Source organism: Citrobacter sp. RHBSTW-00944 (assembly GCF_013615435.1).
GTDB classification, from domain to species: domain Bacteria; phylum Pseudomonadota; class Gammaproteobacteria; order Enterobacterales; family Enterobacteriaceae; genus Citrobacter; species Citrobacter braakii.
The window spans coordinates 1650914-1674576 of record NZ_CP055418.1 but is presented as its reverse complement, the minus strand read 5'-3'; the positions used below and the strand labels follow the sequence as shown (position 1 = coordinate 1674576).

The 23663-nt window shown below is 53.0% G+C and carries 25 protein-coding genes; 9 read left to right on the top strand and 16 right to left on the bottom strand.

Going from position 1 to position 23663, the window contains the following annotated elements:
- Positions 1-67: 67 nt before the first annotated feature.
- Entirely contained in the window at positions 68-1204 is a 1137-nt protein-coding gene (gene pdxB, locus HV334_RS07930) for a 4-phosphoerythronate dehydrogenase PdxB (RefSeq protein WP_016153863.1), read from the bottom strand.
- A gap of 108 nt (positions 1205-1312) precedes the next feature.
- On the opposite strand from pdxB, the gene flk reads away from it, so the two are divergent.
- Entirely contained in the window at positions 1313-2314 is a 1002-nt protein-coding gene (gene flk / locus HV334_RS07925; protein ID WP_016153864.1) for a flagella biosynthesis regulator Flk, read from the top strand.
- Here flk and HV334_RS07920 read toward each other — a convergent pair.
- Together HV334_RS07920 and HV334_RS07915 are read right to left on the bottom strand one after the other, a co-directional pair.
- On the bottom strand, positions 2311-3489 hold the full coding sequence (locus HV334_RS07920) for an MFS transporter (protein WP_181221388.1): 1179 nt from the start codon (positions 3487-3489) through the stop codon (positions 2311-2313). The two genes, flk and HV334_RS07920, sit on opposite strands and share 4 nt — an antisense overlap.
- A 179-nt stretch (positions 3490-3668) precedes the next feature.
- A complete protein-coding gene (locus tag HV334_RS07915) occupies positions 3669-4046 on the bottom strand; it encodes a hypothetical protein (RefSeq protein ID WP_181221387.1) in 378 nt (125 codons plus the stop codon).
- 173 nt (positions 4047-4219) lie between these two features.
- Here HV334_RS07915 and HV334_RS07910 point away from each other — a divergent pair, with 173 nt between their 5' ends.
- From HV334_RS07910 to HV334_RS07900, 3 genes are all read left to right on the top strand, one after another.
- Positions 4220-4471: a helix-turn-helix domain-containing protein gene (locus tag HV334_RS07910; RefSeq protein ID WP_049281494.1), complete on the top strand. Its 252-nt coding sequence runs from the start codon at positions 4220-4222 to the stop codon at positions 4469-4471.
- A 155-nt stretch (positions 4472-4626) separates the two neighbouring features.
- Positions 4627-4995 carry an NlpC/P60 family protein gene (locus HV334_RS07905; RefSeq protein WP_049281495.1) on the top strand — a complete coding sequence of 123 codons (369 nt, stop codon included), beginning with the start codon at positions 4627-4629 and terminating at the stop codon, positions 4993-4995.
- On the top strand, positions 4995-5519 hold the full coding sequence (locus tag HV334_RS07900) for a YbjP/YqhG family protein (protein ID WP_181221386.1): 525 nt from the start codon (positions 4995-4997) through the stop codon (positions 5517-5519). Before HV334_RS07905 ends, HV334_RS07900 begins: the two co-directional genes overlap by 1 nt.
- 53 nt (positions 5520-5572) lie before the next feature.
- Here HV334_RS07900 and fabB read toward each other — a convergent pair whose 3' ends face one another.
- Complete coding sequence (gene fabB, locus HV334_RS07895) at positions 5573-6793, bottom strand: beta-ketoacyl-ACP synthase I (protein ID WP_016157055.1); 1221 nt, start codon at positions 6791-6793, stop codon at positions 5573-5575.
- 159 nt (positions 6794-6952) lie between these two features.
- Here fabB and mnmC point away from each other — a divergent pair, with 159 nt between their 5' ends.
- Positions 6953-8953 (top strand): bifunctional tRNA (5-methylaminomethyl-2-thiouridine)(34)-methyltransferase MnmD/FAD-dependent 5-carboxymethylaminomethyl-2-thiouridine(34) oxidoreductase MnmC, encoded by a 2001-nt coding sequence (gene mnmC, locus HV334_RS07890; protein ID WP_181221385.1) that lies wholly within the window; start codon positions 6953-6955, stop codon positions 8951-8953.
- 103 nt (positions 8954-9056) lie between these two features.
- On the opposite strand, the gene HV334_RS07885 is transcribed toward mnmC, so the two are convergent.
- The 6 genes from HV334_RS07885 to prmB are packed head-to-tail and all read right to left on the bottom strand — an operon-like array spanning position 9057 to position 13610.
- A complete protein-coding gene (locus HV334_RS07885) occupies positions 9057-9335 on the bottom strand; it encodes a YfcL family protein (RefSeq protein WP_016157057.1) in 279 nt (92 codons plus the stop codon).
- A gap of 32 nt (positions 9336-9367) precedes the next feature.
- On the bottom strand, positions 9368-9916 hold the full coding sequence (locus HV334_RS07880) for an elongation factor P hydroxylase (protein ID WP_016153873.1): 549 nt from the start codon (positions 9914-9916) through the stop codon (positions 9368-9370).
- A complete protein-coding gene (locus HV334_RS07875) occupies positions 9916-10725 on the bottom strand; it encodes a sulfite exporter TauE/SafE family protein (RefSeq protein ID WP_181221384.1) in 810 nt (269 codons plus the stop codon). The genes HV334_RS07880 and HV334_RS07875 overlap by 1 nt, the downstream gene beginning before the upstream one ends.
- Positions 10725-11549 (bottom strand): penicillin-insensitive murein endopeptidase, encoded by an 825-nt coding sequence (gene mepA, locus HV334_RS07870; RefSeq protein WP_016153875.1) that lies wholly within the window; start codon positions 11547-11549, stop codon positions 10725-10727. Before mepA ends, HV334_RS07875 begins: the two co-directional genes overlap by 1 nt.
- A gap of 3 nt (positions 11550-11552) precedes the next feature.
- Complete coding sequence (gene aroC, locus HV334_RS07865; RefSeq protein ID WP_153690176.1) at positions 11553-12638, bottom strand: chorismate synthase; 1086 nt, start codon at positions 12636-12638, stop codon at positions 11553-11555.
- A gap of 39 nt (positions 12639-12677) precedes the next feature.
- Positions 12678-13610: a 50S ribosomal protein L3 N(5)-glutamine methyltransferase gene (gene prmB / locus HV334_RS07860; protein ID WP_181221383.1), complete on the bottom strand. Its 933-nt coding sequence runs from the start codon at positions 13608-13610 to the stop codon at positions 12678-12680.
- Positions 13611-13776: 166 nt separating this feature from the next.
- Between prmB and smrB the strand changes: the two genes are divergently transcribed.
- Entirely contained in the window at positions 13777-14328 is a 552-nt protein-coding gene (gene smrB, locus HV334_RS07855; protein ID WP_016157059.1) for an endonuclease SmrB, read from the top strand.
- 80 nt (positions 14329-14408) lie between these two features.
- Here smrB and sixA read toward each other — a convergent pair whose 3' ends face one another.
- The 4 genes from sixA to HV334_RS07835 form a co-directional block, all read right to left on the bottom strand.
- Positions 14409-14894: a phosphohistidine phosphatase SixA gene (gene sixA, locus HV334_RS07850; protein WP_181221382.1), complete on the bottom strand. Its 486-nt coding sequence runs from the start codon at positions 14892-14894 to the stop codon at positions 14409-14411.
- A 208-nt stretch (positions 14895-15102) separates the two neighbouring features.
- Positions 15103-17250, bottom strand: coding sequence for a fatty acid oxidation complex subunit alpha FadJ (gene fadJ / locus HV334_RS07845; protein ID WP_181221381.1), 2148 nt, complete (start codon positions 17248-17250; stop codon positions 15103-15105).
- Positions 17250-18560, bottom strand: coding sequence for an acetyl-CoA C-acyltransferase FadI (fadI, locus tag HV334_RS07840; RefSeq protein WP_016153879.1), 1311 nt, complete (start codon positions 18558-18560; stop codon positions 17250-17252). The genes fadJ and fadI overlap by 1 nt, the downstream gene beginning before the upstream one ends.
- A 176-nt stretch (positions 18561-18736) precedes the next feature.
- On the bottom strand, positions 18737-19021 hold the full coding sequence (locus HV334_RS07835; RefSeq protein ID WP_003834838.1) for a YfcZ/YiiS family protein: 285 nt from the start codon (positions 19019-19021) through the stop codon (positions 18737-18739).
- A 371-nt stretch (positions 19022-19392) separates the two neighbouring features.
- On the opposite strand from HV334_RS07835, the gene fadL reads away from it, so the two are divergent.
- Entirely contained in the window at positions 19393-20673 is a 1281-nt protein-coding gene (fadL, locus tag HV334_RS07830; RefSeq protein WP_016157062.1) for a long-chain fatty acid transporter FadL, read from the top strand.
- A 59-nt stretch (positions 20674-20732) separates the two neighbouring features.
- On the opposite strand, the gene mlaA is transcribed toward fadL, so the two are convergent.
- The gene (gene mlaA / locus HV334_RS07825; RefSeq protein ID WP_003028190.1) at positions 20733-21488 is read right to left on the bottom strand and encodes a phospholipid-binding lipoprotein MlaA; all 756 of its coding nucleotides are present in this window, start codon (positions 21486-21488) and stop codon (positions 20733-20735) included.
- A 288-nt stretch (positions 21489-21776) separates the two neighbouring features.
- On the opposite strand from mlaA, the gene HV334_RS07820 reads away from it, so the two are divergent.
- Positions 21777-22718 (top strand): formate/nitrite transporter family protein, encoded by a 942-nt coding sequence (locus tag HV334_RS07820; RefSeq protein WP_181221380.1) that lies wholly within the window; start codon positions 21777-21779, stop codon positions 22716-22718.
- Positions 22719-22931: 213 nt separating this feature from the next.
- On the opposite strand, the gene HV334_RS07815 is transcribed toward HV334_RS07820, so the two are convergent.
- Positions 22932-23378, bottom strand: coding sequence for a S24 family peptidase (locus HV334_RS07815; protein WP_249415062.1), 447 nt, complete (start codon positions 23376-23378; stop codon positions 22932-22934).
- 21 nt (positions 23379-23399) lie between these two features.
- On the opposite strand from HV334_RS07815, the gene HV334_RS07810 reads away from it, so the two are divergent.
- Positions 23400-23642, top strand: coding sequence for a DinI family protein (locus tag HV334_RS07810; protein WP_038642073.1), 243 nt, complete (start codon positions 23400-23402; stop codon positions 23640-23642).
- Positions 23643-23663: the final 21 nt, after the last annotated feature.

The window sequence follows — 23663 nt, the reverse complement described above, 5'->3', positions numbered from 1 at the left end:
GGTGATTTACTCCAGAAATACATAAGCGTCCCTGTCGCATTATTCGACAGGGAGCATTAAGAAGACATTAATGTGCCGGGTGATAAACAGCGTTAAAACCCAGCTTACACAGCAAGGCAGCAGCCGTTGCGTCGTCACACATCACGTATAAAGACGACCATTCACGGCGCTCAAGATAATTTTTACGCAGCTTATCAAACTCACCCGGAATTCCAGCGACTTTACGCAGCGGCGCATCATCGCGGCGCACATCATACACTAAATGCACCAGCCTTTTCAGCGTTGGCTGATCTAACGGGCCATGCAGAGTGATACGACCAAATTCCGGCGCAGGTAACAGGGTATTGAGCGCAACGTGTTGTTCGCGACCAATAAACTTGCTAAAAGCCTCAAAGACCTGCGTGGTGCCGCGCGCTTTTCCTTCCAGGGTATACCCGGCAATGTGCGCCGTGCCGATATCGGCTTTCTCCAGCAATGCCACATTGAGATCCGGCTCCCCTTCCCAGACATCCAGCACGACGCTCAGCGACTGCCCGGCATTCAATCGGTTCAGCAATGCCGTATTGTCGATGACCGGCCCGCGGCAGGCGTTGATCACAATGGTGCCCGGCTTCAGCCGGCTAATCAGCGCATCATCTGCCAGGTGCAGCGTTTTGTACGGTCCGTCTTTAAACAACGGCGTATGGAAAGTCAACACATCGGCTTGCTCTACCAGTTCGTCCAGCGAGCGGAAATCTCCCTCGTCACCGCGATCGGCTCGTGGCGGATCGCACAGCAGCGTGCGGATCCCCAGTGCTTCCAGACGTGCCTGCAAACGTCCGCCCACATTGCCCACGCCTACGATGCCTACAGTACGATCGCGTAACGCAAACCCGTCGCGCTCCGCCAGCATCAGCAACGCTGAAAAAACATATTCTACGACCGCAATCGCGTTACAGCCGGGCGCTGCGGAAAAGCCGATCTTCGACTGCGCAAGCCAGGCTTCATCCACATGGTCCGTGCCTGCGGTTGCCGTGCCGACAAATTGAACCGGTTTTCCGCTAAGCAGTGATTCATTTACTTTCGTCACCGAGCGCACCATTAAGGCATCCGCATCATCCAGTTCGGCAACGGGAATCGGGCGACCGGGAACCGCTTTGACCTCCCCCAAACGACTGAACAGTTCGCGGGCATAGGGCATATTTTCATCAACGAGGATTTTCACGTCTTTCGCACCTGTTTGAGAACGAGAGTTAACCGGGCAAGTGTGCCATAATCTCGCCGCCAGGCATACTGCGAGACCTGGTCAGCACAGATTTAAGGAACAGAGATGATGCAGCCCATTTCAGGTACACCCGCACGCCCTCCCGGCGAAGGCCAAAATGCCCCTTCTGCTGCGGGTGAACAACCGTTATCCACACAACAACGTACCGTGCTGGAACGACTGATTACCCGTCTGATTTCACTCACCCAACAGCAAAGCGCCGAGGTGTGGGCCGGAATGAAGCACGATCTGGGCGTCAAAAGTGATACGCCGCTGCAATCACGTCACTTTCCTGCCGCGGAGCAAAACCTGAATCAGCGGCTGGGTGTTGCTCAGCAAAATCATGCTAATCGTCAGGTTCTCTCACAGCTCACTGAATTACTGAGTCAGGGAAATAACCGCCAGGCGGTAAGTGATTTTATCCGTCAGCAGTATGGGCAAACGGCGCTCAGCCAGCTCACGCCTGAGCAGTTGAAGAACGTGCTCACGCTGCTGCAACAAGGGCAGCTTTCTATACCGCAACCGCAACAGCGCCCGGCCACCGATCGTCCGTTGTTACCCGCAGAGCACAATACGCTGAACCAGTTGGTTACCAAACTGGCGGCGGCCACGGGAGAGTCAGGTAAGATGATCTGGCAGTCAATGTTAGAGCTGTCTGGCGTAAAAAGCGGTGAGCTGATCCCCGCCAAACAGTTTACTCATCTGGTCACCTGGCTGCAGGCGCGCCAGACGCTCAGCCTGCAAAGCGCCCCGACGCTACAAACGCTCCAGGCGGCCCTGAAGCTGCCATTAGAGCCGAATGAGCTGACGGCAATAAAAGAGTACGCGCAGCAGACGTATCAGATCCAACCACAAACGATTCTGACCACGGTGCAGGTGCAGGACTTGCTGAATCAAATCTTCCTGCGCCGCGTAGAACGGGAACGCGAGCTAAACGATCCGCGCCATCTTCAGCCTATTTACAGCCCGTTCGCGCCGATGATTGAAACGGTAAAATCTCTGTCGGCACGACCGGGACTGCTGTTTGTCGCGTTAATGATCGCATTAGCCATTTTCTGGCTGGTCGCTTAACCTTTGCGCAGCGTAAGCAGCGTCACGACAATCCCCACCACGGCGGATATCGCTCCGGCAAGGAATACCGAGGGATAACCGTACGCGGTGGCCAGTACCCCGGCGACCGGGCCGCTTATGCCGTAGGAGATATCCTGAAACGCGGCGTAACCGCCCAGCGACGTACCGCGAACCTGCGCGGGCACTCGCTTCACAACCTCTACGCCCAATGCCGGGAAGATAAGCGAACATCCTGCCCCGGTTAATGCCGCCCCGAGCAGCGCAATCCATGCTGATGGGGCCTGCCACAGCAGAATCAGCCCCGCGGTTTCAACCAGTAAGGAGATAACGGCTACCTTCACGCCTCCGAACCGATCCGGCATCCAGCCAAACAGAATGCGCATCAGCACAAACGCCCCGCCAAACGCGGTCAGGGTGAACCCCGCCATCGTCCAGCCGTTGCTGACAAAATAGAGTGAAATAAACGTACCGATCACCGCAAAGCCAACGCCCTGCAGCGCCAGGCCCAGGCCCGGTTTCCAGATAAGCCCTACCACGCTCCATAACGAAGGGCGCTCTCCTGCATGAGCGGGCACTTTGCGAACGGTGCCGTTGAATGCCCATGCCAGCAGCGGTAATACCATTGTCGTTCCCGCCAGCGCCGCAAAGCCAAAGTGGCTATGGATCAGCAAGCCCAGCGGTGCACCGGCGGCCAGCGCACCGTAAATCGCCATCCCGTTCCACGACATCACCTTACCCGAGCGTGTTGGACCGACCAGCCCAAGCCCCCAGGTCAGCGTTCCGGTGAGCAGTTGGCTTTCGCCAAAACCGAGGATCAAACGCCCGACGATTAACAATGCAAATTTTACAGGGACAGAAACAGGCAATAGCGCGGCTAACAGCCACGCCGCACCCGCCAACCCACAGGCAAACATCCCCTGTAGCGCCGAACGTTTGGCGCCATATTGATCGGCTAAGCGCCCGGCGTAGCCGCGCGTTAATACCGTTGCCAGAAACTGTACGCCTACGGCGATACCAACCATGGTGTTGCCATAGCCCAGCTCCTGATGCACAAACAGAGGAATAACGGGCAAAGGTAGGCCGACCGTCATATAGGTCAGGAAAACTGCAAAAGCGATACGAAACAGCGAAAAGTTCGCCGAAGGTGTTTTTTCTTGTTGGGTTACAGCTGTCATGCGTTACTCCAAAATGCAGAGTAAGGCGAGGAATGTCCACGCCCCCTCTACCTGACTTTCAGGATTAAGGTGCGTTGGATAACGTTAAACGCTTACGCATTATCAGATAGATAATGTTGAGTGCGAAGTCTGCCTGTGAGCCACTAAATTTGTCAACCCTGAAATCTCACCAGGTTGGTTCACGGTAAAGACGACTTTTCGTCGAATAAAAAAGGAAATACAGCATCAATTCCTTTTGTGCCAAACAGTCCGGTCACCTGCTTGCGCTGCCCCGGCGTCAGCAGTCTGAACATCATATCCCAGATCTCTTTCGGTTCCGCTTCCTGTACGCAACGGCTCTCTAAGGCCATCACCTTTTCAGTTTCTTTCAGGTAAGGACGGACATACAAAGGGAAAATGGAGATATGGAACTCCTCAGCCTTTGATTTAACACGTTTGCGCTTCACGCCCTCTTTGCCTTCACTGTACATGTTTAAACGGGAACGAACCGCAGGCGCGCTTCCTGGAAACCCCGGCAATTCAAGACATTCCTTTACCGTGAACCACTCTTTTGCCATTAGTTTCTTTCCTTTCTGCCTGTGGAATAAAAAATATTTTTTCTTTTGCGCGAAATTTCAGTTTTATTCTGGCAATATTCCAGTGACAAAAAAGAAAGTTACATTCTTTTGTTTCTCTGGTTTATACCCTGAAAAATATCGGCGCCGATAACACATTTCCTTAGGATTACAGAATGGAACACAAAAGCCAAGACTGGCATCGTGCAGATATTAAAAGTGCACTGGAAAAAAAAGGAATCACGCTCAGAGATCTTTCTCGCGCGGCTGGATTATCACCCGATTCACTGCGCAATGTATTTACCCGAAGCTGGCCCAGAGCGGAACAGATCATTGCGCAGGCGCTCGAAACCTCGCCAGACGTGATTTGGCCGTCACGCTATCCACACCAGCAGCCAGAGGATAAAACAAGTAATACTGAATATTAAATAGATCACTCGTAATTTATCGAGCATATAAATTAATAAATATCCCAGCTTAATATATTGAGAATATTAATAGCACTATTTGCCATTTCCAATTGCGTAAATACTGTTAAAGCATCACGTAATTGCTATTACGTATGTTATTAACAGGAGTCGTTATGAGTTGGGATAAAAAGGTGGCGGTCAATTACGCCAAATCGCACGCGAGTTCACATTCACAAGGGCGCTGTGCGGAATATACCCGCAAAGCTGTTCAGGCAGGCGGCGTTACTCTTGGGCGCACTTACCATGCCAAAGATTATGGTCCGATGCTGAAAAACGCCGGTTTCAGCGCCATTGGCGCGCTTGAAGAGCCGCGCGAAGGGGATGTCATCATCATTCAACCTTATGCTAATGGAAACCCGAGCGGTCACATGGCGATATATGACGGTCATGACTGGTATTCCGACTTCAAACAGCGAGACATGTGGGCCGGTCCAGGTTATCGGATCGCAAAGCCGTCATACACCATTTACAGGAAGAAGTAATGAAAGCCTTTCCACTGATTGTTCTCATCCTGCTGATTTGTGGCTGTACCCCTTCTCACCGTGACAGCACGCAGGATGTGAAACAGTTCTATCTTTCGTGGATGAAAAACTACACTCAGGATCCGGATGCGCCCCGCGAAACATCAGCATTACTGCAACGCTATGTCGCCAAAGAGGTTATCGGGCGTCTGGCGCTAATTGATATGCTTTATGAGCAGGAGATCGTGCAAGCGGACTACTTTATGTATGTGCAGGATTACGCACCGGCATGGATCCCGCTGTTGCGGGTTGGACAGGCGCAGCCATTCCTCGGCGGTGAAAAACTGAACCTGCAGTTAGGCACTGAGTCAGCCCCTATTCAACTGGAGGTTTATACCCGTTGGGAGGAAGGACGGTGGAAAATTTATCGTGTCCGGGACGCGGGTCGTCATTACGAGCAGCCCATTTACAATGCCGGAGAGATTACGCGAGCCAGAGCATGGTCCGCTGAGATCGCGCCGGAATACGAAAAAATGCCGAAGTAAACACGGTAAAAAGGGAGCCTGTCGGCTCCCTTTTTTCGTATTCAAGCGGAGACTTACGCCTTCAGCTTACGCATAACCAGCGTAGCGTTGGTGCCGCCAAAGCCGAAGCTGTTGGACATCACGGTGGTCAGCGCCTGCTCGGTCGGTTTGGTCACGATATTCAGACCTGCCGCCTGCTCATCCAGCTCTTCAATGTTGATGCTTGGCGCGATAAAGCCATGTTCCAGCATCAGCAGAGAGTAGATAGCTTCCTGCACGCCAGCCGCGCCCAGTGAGTGACCTGTCATCGCTTTGGTTGCGGAGATTGCCGGGCTGTTGTTGCCAAACACTTCGCGGATTGCGCCCAGTTCTTTCACGTCGCCTACCGGAGTTGAGGTACCGTGAGAGTTCAGGTAGTCGATCGGCGTGTCTACACCGTGCATCGCCATCTGCATGCAACGTACTGCGCCTTCGCCAGACGGAGCAACCATGTCTGCGCCATCGGACGTTGCGCCGTAACCGACGATTTCCGCATAGATGTGCGCGCCACGTGCCAGAGCGTGCTCCAGTTCTTCAACCACGACCATACCGCCGCCGCCAGCAATAACGAAACCGTCGCGGTTTGCGTCATAGGTACGGGAAGCTTTTGACGGATCGTCGTTGTATTTGGTAGACAGCGCGCCCATTGCATCGAATTCACACGCCATTTCCCAGCACAGCTCTTCGCCGCCGCCAGCAAAAACGATATCCTGTTTGCCCAACTGAATTTGTTCTACCGCGTTACCGATGCAGTGCGCAGATGTCGCACAGGCAGAGCTGATGGAGTAGTTTACGCCGTGGATTTTGAACGGCGTTGCGAGGCAGGCAGAAACGCCGGACGCCATCGCTTTGGTGACCACATACGGGCCAACCGCTTTCAGACCACGTGGGCTACGCATTGCGTCAGCGCCAAACACCTGAAAACGTGGGGAGCCGCCGCCGGAACCTGCAATCAGGCCAACGCGCGGGTTGTTCTGGTAATCTTCTGCAGCCAGGCCGGCATCAGCCACTGCCTGCTCCATTGATAGGAATGCATAGATGGATGCGTCGCTCATGAAGCGCACTACTTTGCGGTCAATGAGGCCAGTGGTATCCAGTTTTACGTTGCCCCAAACGTGGCTACGCATGCCGGAGTCCTTCAGCTCCTGAGAGAAAGTGATCCCTGAACGTCCTTCACGCAGAGATGCCAGGACTTCCTGCTGGTTATTACCGATGCTGGAAACGATGCCCAAGCCAGTAATCACTGCACGTTTCATTCAATACCTCTGTAAGTCGCACTATTTTAAAGTTTCGAGAGGCACAATAGCGTACACTTGTACGCCGAACAAGTCCGATCAGCCATTTTATGTGGAAATTTGCGCAGCCAGGCACTCATCGCTAAGATCGGGGCACAGCCTGTCAGACGAGTAACTTACGTGAAACAATACGCTATACAACCTGCCAACCTTGAATTCAACGCTGAGGGTACACCTGTTTCCCGAGATTTTGACGATGTCTATTTTTCTAATGATAACGGGCTGGAAGAGACACGTTACGTCTTTCTCGGCGGTAACCATCTCGCACAACGATTCCCTGCGCATTCACGTCCCCTCTTCGTGGTGGCAGAAAGCGGGTTTGGCACTGGACTTAACTTCCTCACGCTCTGGCAGGCATTTGCCGATTTTCGCGATACCCACCCTGAAGCTACCCTGGAAAGATTACATTTCATCAGCTTTGAAAAATATCCGCTGACGCGTGAAGATCTCACCTTAGCCCACCAGCACTGGCCAGAACTTGCCCCGTGGGCCACGGCACTGCAAGAACAATGGCCGCTGCCGCTGGCGGGATGTCATCGCCTGCTGCTTGATGATGGGCGCGTCACGCTGGATCTGTGGTTTGGCGATATTAACGAACTGACCAGTACTCTGGATGACTCTCTGAATCAAAAGGTGGACGCCTGGTTCCTGGACGGTTTCGCACCGGCAAAAAACCCGGATATGTGGACGCCAACGCTGTTTAACGCGATGGCCCGACTGGCTCGTCCCGGCGGGACGCTGGCAACCTTTACCTCGGCAGGCTTTGTACGTCGGGGGTTGCAGGAAGCCGGGTTTACAATGCAAAAATGTAAAGGCTTTGGGCGCAAACGCGAAATGCTCTGTGGCGTGATGGAACAGACTCAGGCGCTCACGTCCTCGGCGCCATGGTTTGCGCGTACGGGAACAGATAAGCGCGAAGCCGCCATTATTGGTGGAGGAATTGCCAGCGCATTGCTGTCACTGGCGTTATTGCGCCGCGGCTGGCAGGTCACGCTGTATTGCGCCGACGATAAACCTGCCGGGGGCGCCTCCGGTAATCGCCAGGGGGCGCTCTACCCCCTACTTAGCAAACATGACGCGGCCATTAATCTCTTTTTCCCCACTGCGTTTACCTTCGCCCGTCGACTGTATGACGCCCTCCCCGTTGAGTTCGCGCATGACTGGTGCGGCGTGACGCAACTCGCGTGGGATGAGAAAAGCCAGCAAAAAATCACCCAGATGCTGTCCCTTGAACTGCCCGCAGCGCTCGCAGTCGGGGTTGACGCACAGCAGGTTTTACAAACAACAGGTGTGGAAACCGGATGCGGCGGGATTCAGTATCCGGCCGGAGGATGGCTATACCCGGCGCAGTTAACCGCCGCGGTACTGGACTATGCAACAACCCTGGGATTACGCACCCGCTACCAACATACGCTGGCCTCACTGACTCGCCAGACAGCAAACTGGCAATTGCAGTTTTCCAGTGGAGAAACCACCTCTCACGCAGCAGTCGTTCTGGCTAACGGTCATCGCATTAGCGGCTTTGAGCAAACGCAGCCGCTACCGGTGTACTCCGTGGGCGGTCAGGTGAGTCATATTCCCACCACACCTGCACTTTCAGCGCTACGTCAGGTGCTGTGCTATGACGGCTACCTCACGCCGCACAACCCGCAAAATCAGCAGCACTGCATTGGCGCCAGCTATCATCGTGGGAGTGAAGAGACAGCGTATCGCGAGGACGATCAGCAACAAAACCGTCAACGCTTAATCGACTGCTTCCCGAACGCTATGTGGGCAAAAGAGGTAGACGTTAGTGACAATGCCGCCCGCTGCGGGGTGCGCTGCGCCACGCGCGATCACATGCCAATGGTCGGCAACGTCGCGGACTATGACGCCACGCTCAGCCAGTACACCACACTTGCTGCAGACAAAGAGCACGCCGTAAGCGCGCCGGTTTATTCCGATTTATTTATGCTGGGCGCGCTGGGATCGCGCGGGCTGTGTACTGCCCCGCTGTGTGCAGAAATTCTGGCTTCGCAAATGAGCAATGAACCGATTCCCATGGATGCCAGCACGCTGGCGGCGCTAAATCCAAATCGTCTGTGGGTCAGGAAGTTATTGAAGGGTAAAGCGGTGAAATAAAAGGATGGCCTGATGACGCTACGCTTATCAGGCCTACAAACACCCCAACAAGGTAGGCCGGATAAGACACCAGAGCGTCGCCATCCGGCACAATTTACCGCAATTATTGTGCAGTAGCCTTCTGGAACAGAGTGTCCCACATTTCTTTCACTAACGCCTGGTCACGCGGCGATAGTTCGCCTGCGCTGATGGCTTTTTCCAGGCTGCTGGTCACATTGGCGTACAATGCCTCAGCGGAATGGTCCTCGCCAGCGTCCAGTTCGGCCACGGCCAGCGTCAGGTGTCCACGCAAATAGCCACTGGCAAACAACTCATCATCGCTGGCGTGCTCTACCATATCGTCGATTAATGCCAGAATGCGTGATTCAAACTCCGCGATCATCTTCTTTCCTCATTGTAAACGTGGCAGCGACTTCAGTTGAGCGCTTCGGGCCACGGGAATTGTTCCGCCTTAAGTTCAGGCGTGTGATAATAATTCTGTAACGCGTTAATGAAGCGCGCCGGACGTTCAGGGATCCCCTTTTCCAGGTACTCCATCACCTGAGCATGGACACGGCGCTGGAATACCACGCGATCCGGTTCAAAGTCCCCTTCAAGGTTGTCGCAACTGACGTTAAACGGGTAGCCCGCCGCCATGCAAAACAGCCAGTCAAACGCCTGCGGCTTCACTTCCACATCTTCAAACTGGCATTGCGTCTTCGCGTCGCGTCCGTCCGGACAGTACCAGTAACCGAAGTCGACCAGTTCACGCCGCGCCTTACCGGCGATGCACCAGTGTGAAATTTCGTGTAACGCGCTGGCGTAATAGCCATGCGCAAAAACGATACGGTGATACGGTAATTCCGCATCCGCAGGAAGATAGATCGGTTCGTCATCGCCTTTAATCAGACGGGTATTAAATTCATCGGCAAAGCAGCCGTTAAAAATCTCAATTAACTGTTCGTAGTGATGGGTATTATTCATTAGTTCATCCCCAGCCAGTGGAGAATCTCCTGTCCATGATTATCATAAAGTAGCTTGGCGCTCATCACGGCGGAGACAATGACGATCATTGGCCGAATGAGTTTTTGTCCTTTACTGAGCACCAGCCGTGAGCGCATCCGTGCGCCAATAAACTGGCCAATGAGCATCACAAATCCGGTCGCCCAAATCACTTTGCCGCCGAGGGCAAACAGCAACAGCCCACCGATATTCGATGTGGCATTTAATACTTTGGCGTGGGCCGTCGATTTCGCCAGGTTGTAGCCGCACAGCATGACAAAGGCCAGCGCGTAGAACGACCCCGCAGCCGGACCAAAAAAGCCATCATAAAAGCCGACGCAGCCCCCGGCCACCAGCGCGAAAGGCAACCCATGCAACCGACGCTGTCGGTCCTCCTCCCCCACTTTCGGCATCAACAGAAAGTAAAGGCCAATACAGATAACCAGAACCGGCAGGATCTGGCGCAGAATATCTGACTGCACGTGCTGAACCAACAGCGCGCCGCTCATTGAGCCGATAAAAGTCATGAAGATATTGAGCTTCTGATCCGCCAGATTAACCACGCCCCGGCGAATAAAATAGAGGGAGGAAGAGATAGATCCTCCACAGGCCTGTAGCTTATTGGTGGCCAGCGCTTGCGCGGGTGGCATTCCGGCCGCCATCAATGCCGGGATAGTGAGTAAACCACCGCCTCCGGCCAGAGAATCAATAAAACCTGCCAGCATCGCCACGAAAAAAAGCACACCTAACAGCAGTGGCGACACCATAAACAGAGAGGCGAAATGATCCATTAGAGTACATGCTCGTCCAGTAGCGCCTGGCAGGAAGGCGGCAACGGCGGCGGTGTCTTCTTCTCAGGCTTGGTGGTTCCAGGTTTCGGAGGTTCGAACCAGCTTTGCAGCTCCGCGCCGCAGCCGTCACCCGGTGGTGGTAACGGTTGATCTTCGCACTCAAGACTGTCGGCAGGACAACGCAACCGTACGTGCATATGCGCACGATGCTGGAACCATGGCCGCACTTTACGCAACCAGTCCCTATCGGTCCCTGCATCCAGACAAAGTTGCTGCTTAATCGCCGGATTCACGAAAATACGCGTGACTTCATTATCTTTTGCCGCCAGCCTGATCAGGCTGAAAATCTCCGGCTTCCAGAGTGACGGCACGACACGTTTGCCATCCTGTGAGACCAGATCTAACGCCTGCGGCCGCAGCAGTTGCGACTGGGTCCAGCGGGTTTTCGGCAGTTGCAGGAAAATATCTACATCCAGTCCCGTCTGGTGGCTGGCGTGACCGCCATTGAATCGCCCACCGGCCGGCATGCCCATATCGCCGATTAACACCGTACCCAGCCCCAGATTGTTGGCCTGATTACTCAGACGCTGGATAAACATCACCAGATCCGGATGGCCAAAGTAACGGCGCTGATCGGTGCGCATCACCTGATAGTGTTCTGACTGTACAGGCAGCGTATCTGCGCCAACAATACAGCCATTGGAGAATGCGCCGATAGACTGCGCGCTGCCTGCAACCGGATGGGTAATTTTCTGCCAGGGCGTCGCCGCCAGACAGGCGGTGCTGGCAAACAGAGCCAGCGCCGCAAGTGCCGTTTTTTTCATCTCTTACCAGCGTGGAATATCGGTCTTCACGTCCGCATTTTGCGCCCGCTGACGCAGCAGGTGATCCATCAACACGATCGCCAGCATCGCTTCGGCGATTGGCACGGCGCGGATCCCAACACACGGATCGTGACGACCTTTGGTGATCATTTCGACTTCTTCACCAAAGCGATTAATAGTGCGCCCTGGAACGGTAATGCTCGAGGTCGGTTTCAGCGCCATATGAGCAATGATTTGTTGCCCACTGCTGATCCCACCAAGAATGCCGCCCGCATGATTACTCTGGAAACCTTCTTTGGTGATTTCATCACGGTTCTGGCTGCCGCGCAGTGCAACAACGTCAAAACCGTCGCCAATCTCAACGCCTTTAACGGCGTTAATGCTCATCAGCGCGTGAGCGACATCAGCATCCAGGCGGTCAAATACAGGTTCGCCGAGACCCGCTGGTACGCCGCTTGCAACCACGGTCACCTTCGCTCCGATGGAGTCGCCCTCTTTCTTCAGCCCACGCATCAGTTCGTCCAGCGCCTCGAGTTTATCCGGATCTGGACAAAAGAACGGGTTAAGTTCCACCTGGGACCAGTCTTTGATCTCCAGCGGAATATCACCCATCTGCGTCAGACAGCCGCGAATTTCAACGCCGAACTTTTCCGCCAGATATTTTTTGGCAATCGCTCCGGCCGCAACGCGCATCGCCGTTTCACGTGCGGATGAGCGTCCGCCGCCACGGTAGTCACGCAGGCCATATTTCTGCTCATAGGTATAGTCGGCGTGTCCTGGACGAAAAACGTCCTTAATCGCGCCGTAATCCTGTGAACGCTGATCGGTATTTTCGATCAACAGGCCAATGCTGGTGCCGGTGGTAACGCCCTCGAACACACCGGAGAGGATTTTCACCTGATCCGGCTCACGACGCTGCGTAGTGTAGCGCGATGTGCCCGGACGGCGTCTGTCGAGATCGTGCTGCAGGTCAGCTTCTGTCAGAGAAATGCCCGGCGGAACACCATCGACAATACAACCGAGCGCCAGCCCGTGTGATTCACCGAAAGTGGTTACGCGAAAGAGTTGCCCAATTGTGTTTCCTGCCATCACGGCTCCGTTATGAGTGTTGTGTATGTGCGCGTGTATTTAGTCTTTATAAATGCTGAAGTGCTCGCGAGCAGCAACTAACTGCTCTTTGGTCAGCATGAATACACCTTCACCGCCGTTGTCGAACTCCAGCCAGGTGAACGGTACATCCGAGTATTGCTCTATCAGATGTACCATGCTGTTTCCGACTTCACAAATCAGAATACCGTTATCTGACAGGTAGTCCGGAGCGTTACCCAGAATGCGACGGGTAAGTTTTAGTCCATCGCTGCCGGACGCCAGACCCAGCTCAGGTTCATGACGATATTCGTTTGGCAGATCGGACATATCTTCCGCATCGACATACGGCGGATTGGTCACAATCAGGTCATACTGGACTTTCAGCAGATCGCGGAACAGATCGGAACGGATCGGCGTAACATGATGGATCAGGCCGTGCTCTTCAATATTGTGTTCGGTCACCGCCAGCGCGTCTGTGGAAATATCCACCGCATCCACTTCGGCCTCCGGGAAAGCATAGGCGCAGGCAATGGCAATACAGCCGCTGCCGGTACACATATCCAGGATATGCTGCGGCTGCTCATTGATAAGGCCCGCAAAGCGGTTATTAATAAGCTCGCCAATCGGTGAACGTGGCACCAGCACGCGTTCATCAACATAAAACTCATGTCCGCAGAACCAGGCTTTGTTGGTCAAATAAGCGACCGGAATGCGCTCGTTGACGCGGCGAATCACGCGTTCAACAATGCGATGGCGCTCGCTGGAAGTCAGACGCGCGGTACGCATATCTTCTGGAATATCCAGCGGCAGATAAAGTGACGGCAGCACCAGTTGTACGGCCTCGTCCCATGGGTTATCCGTGCCATGGCCATACCAGATGTTCGCCGCGCTAAAACGGCTGACCGCCCAACGCAACATGTCCTGAATGGTATGCAGTTCACTCACTGCTTCATCGACGAAAATTTTATCCACGTATTCCTCCAGGGCATGCTCGTATTAATTTCGGCGGCTAGTTTGCCACGAAGACGGCGATAAATCAGCATTCACACAGGGCCTGAGCGCGAAAATTGCGTTTTAAGCGATCGGATGCCCGCCGAGTCGGGTTAAACTAACGAAAAATAAAAGATGAGACTCTCGAATGAAAAAGAAAACATCGCTCAGCGAGGAGGATCAGACGCTGTTTCGCCAGCTGATGACCGGCACGCGTAAAATTAAACAGGACACCATTGTTCACCGACCTCTACGTAAAAAAATTACCGAGGTTCCGGTTAAAAGGCTGCTGCAGGAACAAGCTGATGCCAGTCACTATTTCTCGGACGAGTTTCAGCCGCTGCTGAATACGGACGGCCCGGTAAGATATCTGCGTGCCGACGTCAGCCATTTCGAACTGAAGAAAATGCGCCGTGGCGATTACTCCCCGGAGCTGTTTCTCGATCTGCACGGGCTGACCCAGCAGCAGGCCAAACAGGAGTTAGGCGCGCTGATTGCCGCCTGTCGTCGTGAGCATGTGTTTTGCGCCTGCGTGATGCATGGCCACGGAAAACATATTCTTAAGCAGCAAACACCGCTCTGGTTGGCGCAGCATCCGCACGTGATGGCCTTTCATCAAGCGCCAAAAGAGTACGGTGGCGACGCCGCGCTGCTGCTGCTGATTGAAGTGGAAGAGTGGCAACCACCCGAACTTCCCTGATGCAGAAAAACAGAAAGAGCCGCATTTGCGGCTCTTTGATTTTCCGGATGATGGCTGTGCCTTATCCGATTCCAGGCTTTTTAAATCGCTTTTGCCATTTTCAGGTTACACGGGCTCATCTGCCAGTTAAAAGTACCCTTCCCGCTCTCATCAAGCGTTACGCTGGCTATCGCTGATGTGGTAAACATCGGCGGTGTTTCGCCTGGGCAAAGTTCAGACACCAGATACCCCACTAAAGGTAAGTGAGAAATGACCAGCACCGTGGCGATACCTTCATTGGCCAGAGCCTGTAAATAGGCGCTGACCAGACCGACATCGCCGCAGGGAGTCAGCTCCGGCAAAACATCCACACCGGTTGGCAGGTTCATACACTCCCCCACCACATCCAGCGTTTGTTCGGCTCGTAGGAACGGGCTCACCAGAACACGTTCGATATCCACTTTTTGACCTTTCAGCCAGTTCGCCATCAGGCGAGATTCGTCACAACCACAGGAGGTTAAGGGACGAACCGAATCACTGGCGGCATCGAGGGCTGCGTCGCCGTGACGCATGATAAAAACTTGCATAGTGCACCGCTTTTGTTAACCAGAATCACCGACACCTTTATCCACAGCCCCTATTGACCGTGGTAACGATGTGGTGGCCGGCATTGTGCCTTATCCATTCACCGAATGAAACGCTGTTTTTTACCTCAACGGCGTAAGTATAGTCAATCTCTGTTTACATTTTGAGCGCGACCCATACATTCAGTGCGGATTCATCCTACCTTTGACCTCATGAATTCAGGTCAGTTTCCTCATTACTCCAGAATCTTTCACCACGTTCCGCCATCTGCAATAACTGCTCACACGGCATAAACCGCGAGCCGTATTGCGTGGTCAGTCGTTGCAGAGCAGCAACCACTTCACCCGCGCCGAGCGAATCCATATACCGGAACGGGCCGCCGAGGAAGGGCGGAAAACCAATACCAAATACAGCGCCGATATCGCCATCACGCGCGCTGCGGATAATCTTCTCATCAAAACAGCGTGCTGCTTCATTGAGCATTAACATGACGCTCCGCTCGGCTATCTGCGCGGCGGTGAGTCGGCCCTGACCCTGGACGCCAATAAGCGTATAAATTGCAGGGTCGACCTGTTTTTTGCTTTTACGCCCTTTCGCTCCATAAAGATAGAAACCCCGACCATTTTTTCTACCTTTGCGATCGTCATTCAAAATTGAAGCAACAACATTTGCAGGCGCGCTAAAACGTTCTCCATATGCAGCCTCAAGCACTGGTATAATTTTAGTGCCCGTATCAATTCCGACCTCATCCAAAAGTTGGATTGGCCCGACCGGAAAACCAAACTTAACCAGCGCGGCGTCAATGGCTTCAACCCGCTCGCCTTCGGTCAGCATACGAATAGCTTCGTTAATGTATGGTGCTAAAATGCGGTTAACATAAAATCCGGCCTTATCTCTGACCACTATCGGAGTTTTGCCCTGCTTTTTCGCCAGTTTAACGGTTGTGGCAATTGTCTGCTCAGAGGTCGTGGCATGCGGGATAACCTCGACCAGCGGCATTTTTTCCACCGGGCTAAAGAAGTGCAAACCAATTACTTGTTGAGGCCTGGCAGCGTTCGCCGCAATATCGCCAATTGGCAAAGATGAGGTGTTAGAGGCAAAAATGGTATGAGATGCGCAATTTTGCTCAACTTCTGCCACCATCTGTTGTTTTAACGCCAGATCTTCAAATACGGCTTCAATAACCAGGTCGCGATGAGCGAAGCCACGGTAATCGGTTGATCCCGAAATCAGCGCCAGCTGTTTATCACGCTCGCTGGCTTTGATATGACGGCGGCGAACCTTCGTTTCAAGCTGATCCCAGCTGTACTTCAGCGCGTGGTTGATTCCCTTGGCATTTATATCTTTGATACGCACTGGCAAGCCGCCTTTACAGGCCGTCACATAGGCAATACCGCCCCCCATCAGACCGCCGCCCAAAATGCCTACACTGTTTAGCGGGCCGGGCTTCACATCACTTCCGGGATCCTTTTTCACATCGGTGTTGGCAAAAAAGATGTGCCGCAGCGCCTGAGACTGAGATGTCATCGCCAGTTCGCCAAACGCGCGGGCTTCGGCGTCGTAACCGCTGCTGCTGCCTTGCGCCAGGCCGGTTTCGATGACCTCAAGGATACGTTCTGTTGCAGGGTAGTTGCCCTGCGTTTTTTGCGCCGTCTTTTTACTGGCCATGCGGAATAACAGCGCCCGCCCCAGCGGCCCCGCTAGCACACGCTCTCGCACCGGCAGAGTTCGGTGTGCGGGACTGTCCTTTTTGGCCAGTTCTACGGCCGCTTCCAGCAAAATGGTATGCGGTACAACTTCATCCACTAAACCCACTTTCAGCGCCTGTTTTGCGCGTAGTTGTTTTCCGGTGAGGATCATATCCAGCGCGGTACTGACGCCAATCAGACGGGGCAACCGCTGGGTACCGCCAGAGCCGGGCAGCAGACCAAGCTGCACTTCCGGTAAACCCAGTACGGTTTTAGCATCATCGGTACAAATACGATTGTGGCACGCCAGCGCCATCTCAAGGCCACCGCCGAGACAGGCGCCATGAATTGCGGCGATAACGGGGATCGGCAAGGCGTTTATTTCCGCCATAATCTGCTGCCCCTGGCGTGCCAGCGTTTCAGCTTCCTGCGCGCTGCGACAGCGACCAATCATGTTGATATCCGCCCCGGCAATGAAATTATCGGGTTTCGCCGAAATGAACACCACGCCGCGTAATGCTTTGTTATCGCGAATTTGTTTCAGAATGACCCGAACCTGGGAGGCAAATTCCGCCTTCAGGGTATTCATTTTCTCTCCGGGCACATCAATGGTGACAACAGCGACGTTATCCAGACGTACGTTTAGTGTAAAAGCCGATGTCATTTCCATTATTCCGCCTCCAGAACCATTGCCGCACCCAGACCACCTGCTGCACAGGCTGTCACTAAACCAAAACCACCACCACGACGTCGTAACTCATGGAGAGTTTGGGTGATCATGCGAGCACCGGTGGCGGCGAAGGGGTGTCCATAGGCAATCGATCCGCCCAGCACGTTAAATTTACTGTCATCGACCTCGCCCGTGGCATGCGCCCTGCCCAGCACTTCGCGGGCAAAACGTTCGCTACCCAGCAGTTGAAGATTCGCCAGCGTTTGTGCGGCAAATGCTTCATGCATATCGATCAGGGTTAAATCAGCCATGGTCAGACCCGCTCTCTCCAGGGCAAGCGGCGTTGACCACGCCGGCCCCAACAGCATGTCCTGCCAGACATCGATGGCGGTAAAGGCAAAACTACGCAGGTATCCCAGCGGCACCAGCCCCAACTCTTTCGCACGCGATTCCGTCATCATAATCACGGCGGCTGCGCCGTCCGTTAGCGGGGTACTGTTCGCCGCGGTAACGGTGCCGTGCTTTCGGTCAAAGGCCGGACGCAGTTTGGCGTAATCGGCCAGCGTAGAGTTGCCGCGAATATTGTTATCTTCTGAAAAAGGATCTTTGAAAGGTGGCGCGTAGGTGGTCATCACCTCATCTGCCAGTTTTCCTTCAGACCACGCCTGAGCGGCGCGCTGATGAGAACGGTGCGCCAGGGCATCCTGTTGCTCTCGCGTAATCCCATAAGTTTTGGCCATTTGCTCGGCCGTATCCCCCATGCGTAAACCGGTGGAATACTCGGCGACGGCTGGCGGTACGGGCATCAGGTCACGTAAGCGCAGTCGGGAGAAAAGTTTAAGACGCTGACCGGTGGTCCGGGCCTTATTGACATCCACCAGCACCCGCGCCAACTTTTTGCTAACGCCAATAGGCAGAACTGACGAGGAGTCCGCACCGCCGGCAATTCCTGCGCGAATAGTCCCCGCCATCAGGCTTTCCGCGACATTCGCCACCGCCTGGAAACTGGTGGCGCAGGCTCGGCTTACGCTGTAGGCATCGGTGTGCACATTCATCCCGGTTCCCAGCACGATTTCACGAGCAATATTTGGGGCTTCGGGCATTTGCACCACCTGGCCAAAGACCAGTTGCTCAATCACATCAGCAGAAATTTCGCTGCGCGCCAGCAGCTCGCCAACGACCATTTTCCCCAAATCTACGGCGGGAATGCCATGAAACGCGGTTGCCTGGCGGGCAAATGGCGTACGCAATCCGCTTACGATGGCGATGCGATCGCCCTGGCGGGTAACCAGCGGTAAAGCCTGACTCATAACACTCCCCTGTAAAAAATAAAAATAAGTGGTCTGACCTGATCACAGTCTTAACCAATTTTTTACATTTAGCCAAGCAGGGAGAAAAGAAAGTGGGAGCTAAGACACAGTGAATAATCACTGACAGTGACGAAAAAGCCCTTGCTACCGGGTAACAAGGGCTTTTAAAGAAGGGATTAACGCAGACCCAGTTGGAAGATCAGCGTTTCAGCTTCACAGGCAAAAACAAAGTCGATATCCAGACGCACACCTTCAGACTCTTCAGTAAAGGTCGAGGTGATTTGGCAAGGCTCAGATTCCACGCCACGCGCCTTCTCAGTCAGAGCGGCCAGCGTTTCTTCTGCCTCTGCACGATTCGCGAACACACGGCTGTATGACGCGGTGCAATCGGAGTTGTCCATGATGGTGCCAACATCCATACAGCAGCAAACCGGGGTTTCATCAGCACTGCATTTACTCATTGTAGATTTCCTCTGTATTCGCACCTGTGGTGCCAGATAAACGATGGGGATATTTTACGCTCCCCTTATTCGCCTCTCCAGTCGTTAATTGTATGAAATGGGATAAGTGACCGAAATCACACTTAAAAATGATCTAAAACAAAAATCACCCAAACAGGTGAGTGTGCATACCCGCAATTTTGCCAGCTGGATCGCGTTTCCGAGATCAGAATTGAAAATATTTATAAACATACTTGCAACATTTCAGCTGGTCAGACCTATACTCTCGGCACTGGTCTGATTTCTAAGTTGTACCTCAGACCCTACACTTCGCGCTCCTGTTACGGTATGTAACATTGTTTGTATAAAAATAAATCAATGAGGTTATGGTCATGAGCCAGAAAACCCTGTTTACAAAGTCTGCTCTCGCAGTCGCAGTGGCAATTATCTCCACACAGGCCTGGTCTGCAGGCTTTCAGTTAAACGAATTTTCTTCCTCTGGCCTTGGCCGGGCATATTCGGGTGAAGGCGCTATTGCAGATGATGCAGGTAACGCCAGTCGTAACCCGGCGCTGATTATGATGTTTGACCGCCCTACTTTTTCAGCGGGTGCGGTGTATATCGATCCAGACGTGAATATTTCCGGTAAATCACCATACACCGGTCGCAGCACCGATGCGGACAACATCGCGCCTACGGCGTGGGTTCCCAATGCTCACTTCGTGATGCCGATCAACGAACAGTTTGGTTGGGGGGCTTCTGTCACGTCAAACTATGGCCTGGCAACCGAATTTAACGATAACTACATCGTCGGCGAATACGGCGGGAAGACTGATCTTAAAACGGTCAACCTGAACCTGAGCGGTGCCTACCGTCTGAATGATAGCTGGAGCTTTGGCGTTGGTTTTAATGCCGTCTATGCCGATGCAAAAATTGAGCGTTATTCCGGTGAACAAACTGCTGCATTGCCAAAAGTCAGCCAGAAAATTGCCAGCCTGAAAGGTGACGAATGGGGTTACGGCTGGAACGCTGGTATTTTGTACGAGCTGGATAAAAATAACCGCTACGGTTTAACGTATCGTTCTGAAGTCAAAATCGACTTCGATGGCGATTACAAGAGCGGCATCCGCACCCAGGCCAACGCGTTACCTGGCGCAGGCACGGCGTTCCCTTGGGGAACCACCAACGCCACCGTCCCAGGTTCTCTGACGCTTAACCTGCCGGAAATGTGGGAACTGTCGGGTTACAACCGCGTTGCACCACAGTGGGCTATTCACTACAGCATGGCTTACACCAGTTGGAGTCAGTTCCAGGAACTGAAAGCAACCGGCACCAACGGGCAGACGCTGTTCTATAAAGAAGAAGGCTTCAAAGATTCTTACCGCATCGCGCTGGGTACGACTTATTACATGGATAAAAGCTGGACCTTCCGTACCGGTATCGCCTATGACGATAGCCCGGTTCCTGCGAGCAAGCGTTCCATCTCCATTCCGGACCAGGACCGTCTGTGGCTGAGTGCGGGTACCACTTACGCCTTCAATGATGACGCGTCCATTGACGTAGGCGTTTCTTATATGCACGGCCAGAAAGTGACCGTCAAAGAAGGCCCGTATACTTTCGATTCTGAAGGTAAAGCCTGGCTGTTCGGTACCAACTTCAACTACGCATTCTGATTTTCTTCAGATATAAAAAAGGTGAGCTTTTTAGCTCACCTTTTTATTTTCATCCTTCCTTACTCAGAATCGATCTCTTTTAAATCGTCCTGAATATCTTTCGCGTTCGGGTTTTCTTCTGGTTTGAGTTTCCCACCGTTCGCAATAAAGTCATGACGCTGGAAGTAAGCTTCTCGCACCATGATGTAAGGGTCGGAAGATTGACGCAGCAGACCGTCGGAATCAAGCAGTTGCGCGCGGGTTTCAATCCCTTCAACCGTCCATTTACCTATCGACAACGGCCAGGTCAGCCAGGACAGTACCGGATACAGCGTATCCACCATGTCGCCGCCATCATCACGCAGCGTGAAGCTGCCGTAGAATGGAAGCTGCATATACGGTCCATAACCAACGTCATAGTGGCCTAACGTACTACCAAAACGGTGTGGTTCAACGCGCTGTAACTTCGGATTAGCCATACCCGCCACGTCGATAAATCCGCCCATACCTAACAGGGTGTTCAGGAAGAAACGGGTGAAGTGCACCATACCCTGATAGGGGTCGCCTTGCAGGAAGTAGTTGACCATAACGGCCGGCTCTTCAAGGTTGCCGGTAAAATTGCTCAAACCGTTACGCGCCGGCTGCGGGACATAATCACGCCAGGCAACTGCCACCGGTCGAACAACGTATGGATCTAAAACATTAAAGTTGAAGTTGTACATGGTGCGGTTGAACCCTTCGAATGGGTCCGAACGCCCCTGCTGTTCAGTACCAGAGCTCGCACACCCCACCAAAAGTGTGGTTCCCAGCGCAAGCGCCGACAGGCGAAGCTTCATAAGTGTCTCCCTGTGTATTATGGCTATCGCTGATTGCCATCCATGACGGAACGATGACGTATCCGCCTGTTTAGATGTGAGCGATTGTAACAGCACGTCAAATGATGTCTATATACCCTGTGTTACTGATTTGATCATAGCCTGGTAATGCGTACTCCGCGGCGGCTCTATTCTAGCTACCCCAATAAAAACAAACGTTACCATTTTTGCTATCTCAGACTTTCTCCCGCTGATTTTCGGGCAAAAGCCGCTACGCTTTAGCAATACGTGCTAATTCAGGATTCGGCTATGAATGACATTGAGAACGAAAAGATTGATCGGCACAGCGACGAACTTCAGGTCGACAGTGACGAAAAGCTAGAGGGTAAAAAGATTGAGGTCGATGAGGACAGACTCCCCTCCCGCGCCATGGCGATCCATGAACATATCCGCCAGGATGGGGAGAAAGAAATGGAGCGCGACGCGATGGCGCTACTGTGGTCAGCCATCGCTGCGGGACTGTCGATGGGCGCCTCGCTACTGGCTAAAGGAATTTTTCATGTGCAACTGGAAGGTGCGCCTGGGGGATTTTTGCTGGAGAACCTCGGTTATACCTTCGGCTTTATAATTGTCATTATGGCCCGCCAGCAACTGTTTACCGAAAATACCGTCACCGCCGTCCTGCCGGTAATGCAAAACCCTACGCTCGGCAATTTTGGCCTGCTGATGCGCCTGTGGAGTGTGGTTCTGCTAGGTAATATTATTGGCACCGGGGTTGCGGCATGGGCGTTTGAGCATATGCCGATTTTTGATGAAGAAACCCGCGATGCTTTTGTCAAAATCGGCATGGATGTGATGAAAAACACGCCAACGGAGATGTTTTCCAACGCCATCATTTCCGGCTGGTTAATTGCCACAATGGTATGGATGTTTCCCGCCGCCGGGGCGGCAAAGATTGTGGTTATTATTCTGATGACCTGGCTGATTGCGCTGGGCGATACCACGCACATCGTCGTCGGTTCGGTGGAAATTCTCTACTTGGTCTTTAATGGTACGCTGCACTGGAGTGATTTCTTCTGGCCCTTTGCTCTCCCTACGCTCGCCGGGAATATCTGTGGCGGGACGTTTATCTTCGCGCTGATGAGCCACGCGCAGATCCGCAATGATATGAGCAATAAACGCAAAGAAGAAGCCAGGTTACAAGCCAGGCGGGATGAGCAAAAGCAGAAAAACCAGAAAAAACAGGCTTGAATGGTGACGGTTTGAGCAGTTGGGCGGCCTGAGGCTTACCGTTGTGAGTAAAAAACGCTATACTCGTGCCGCTTCGTCCCCTTAGTTAAATGGATATAGTTATATAAAATTGTAAATAACTAAATAATAAGAGTTTATTTGCAATTTATTTTATCTTTATGTACTCAAATATGTACACACATTTTGAAGCCGTTCCTTGGCTCTCTAAAATCGTTACATCACCGGGCAGTCATCAAACTCCGCATTCCTGGCATCATTAATGATGTACGTGATCACTCCAAATACAGCGGGTGCAGAACTGTAACCATCATCATCTGCTGGCAGCGCTTCCCTTCTCCCGTTATCCAGATTAACCAGGTGCGGCTGAGGATGAGTCCGATATCGCTTGATCCTGAATTCCCCGTCGATTGCGCATATCAGCAGTGAACCATCGCAGGCAGTAAGTGATGCATCCACAACAAGCAACGCCCCCTGGAGTATTCCTTCCCTGAAATGTGAACGCGATGCCCGCATGAAATAAGTCGCTGCGGGCTGGCTGATTAGTTGCTGATCGAGGGAGATTCGTGTTTCAACATAATCTGCCGCAGGTGAAGGAAAGCCCATGTTTATGCCCTCTCTTGAATACCGGGTAAAAACACAGTATAAATACTGTATATCCATCCAGTAAAGGAGTAATAATCAATGTTCGTGGAACTCGTTTATGACAAAAGGAATTTTGATGGTCTGCCTGGTGCAAAAGATATCATTCTGGGCGAATTGAGTAAGAGGGTTCACCGGATTTTTCCGGATGCTGATGTCCGGGTAAAACCGATGATGACATTGCCGGCGATCAACACTGACGCCAGCAAGCATGAAAAGGAACAGATAAGCCGTACTGTTCAGGAAATGTTTGAAGAGGCTGATATGTGGCTGGTTTCAGATTAAACGCCTTGAACCGTCATATTA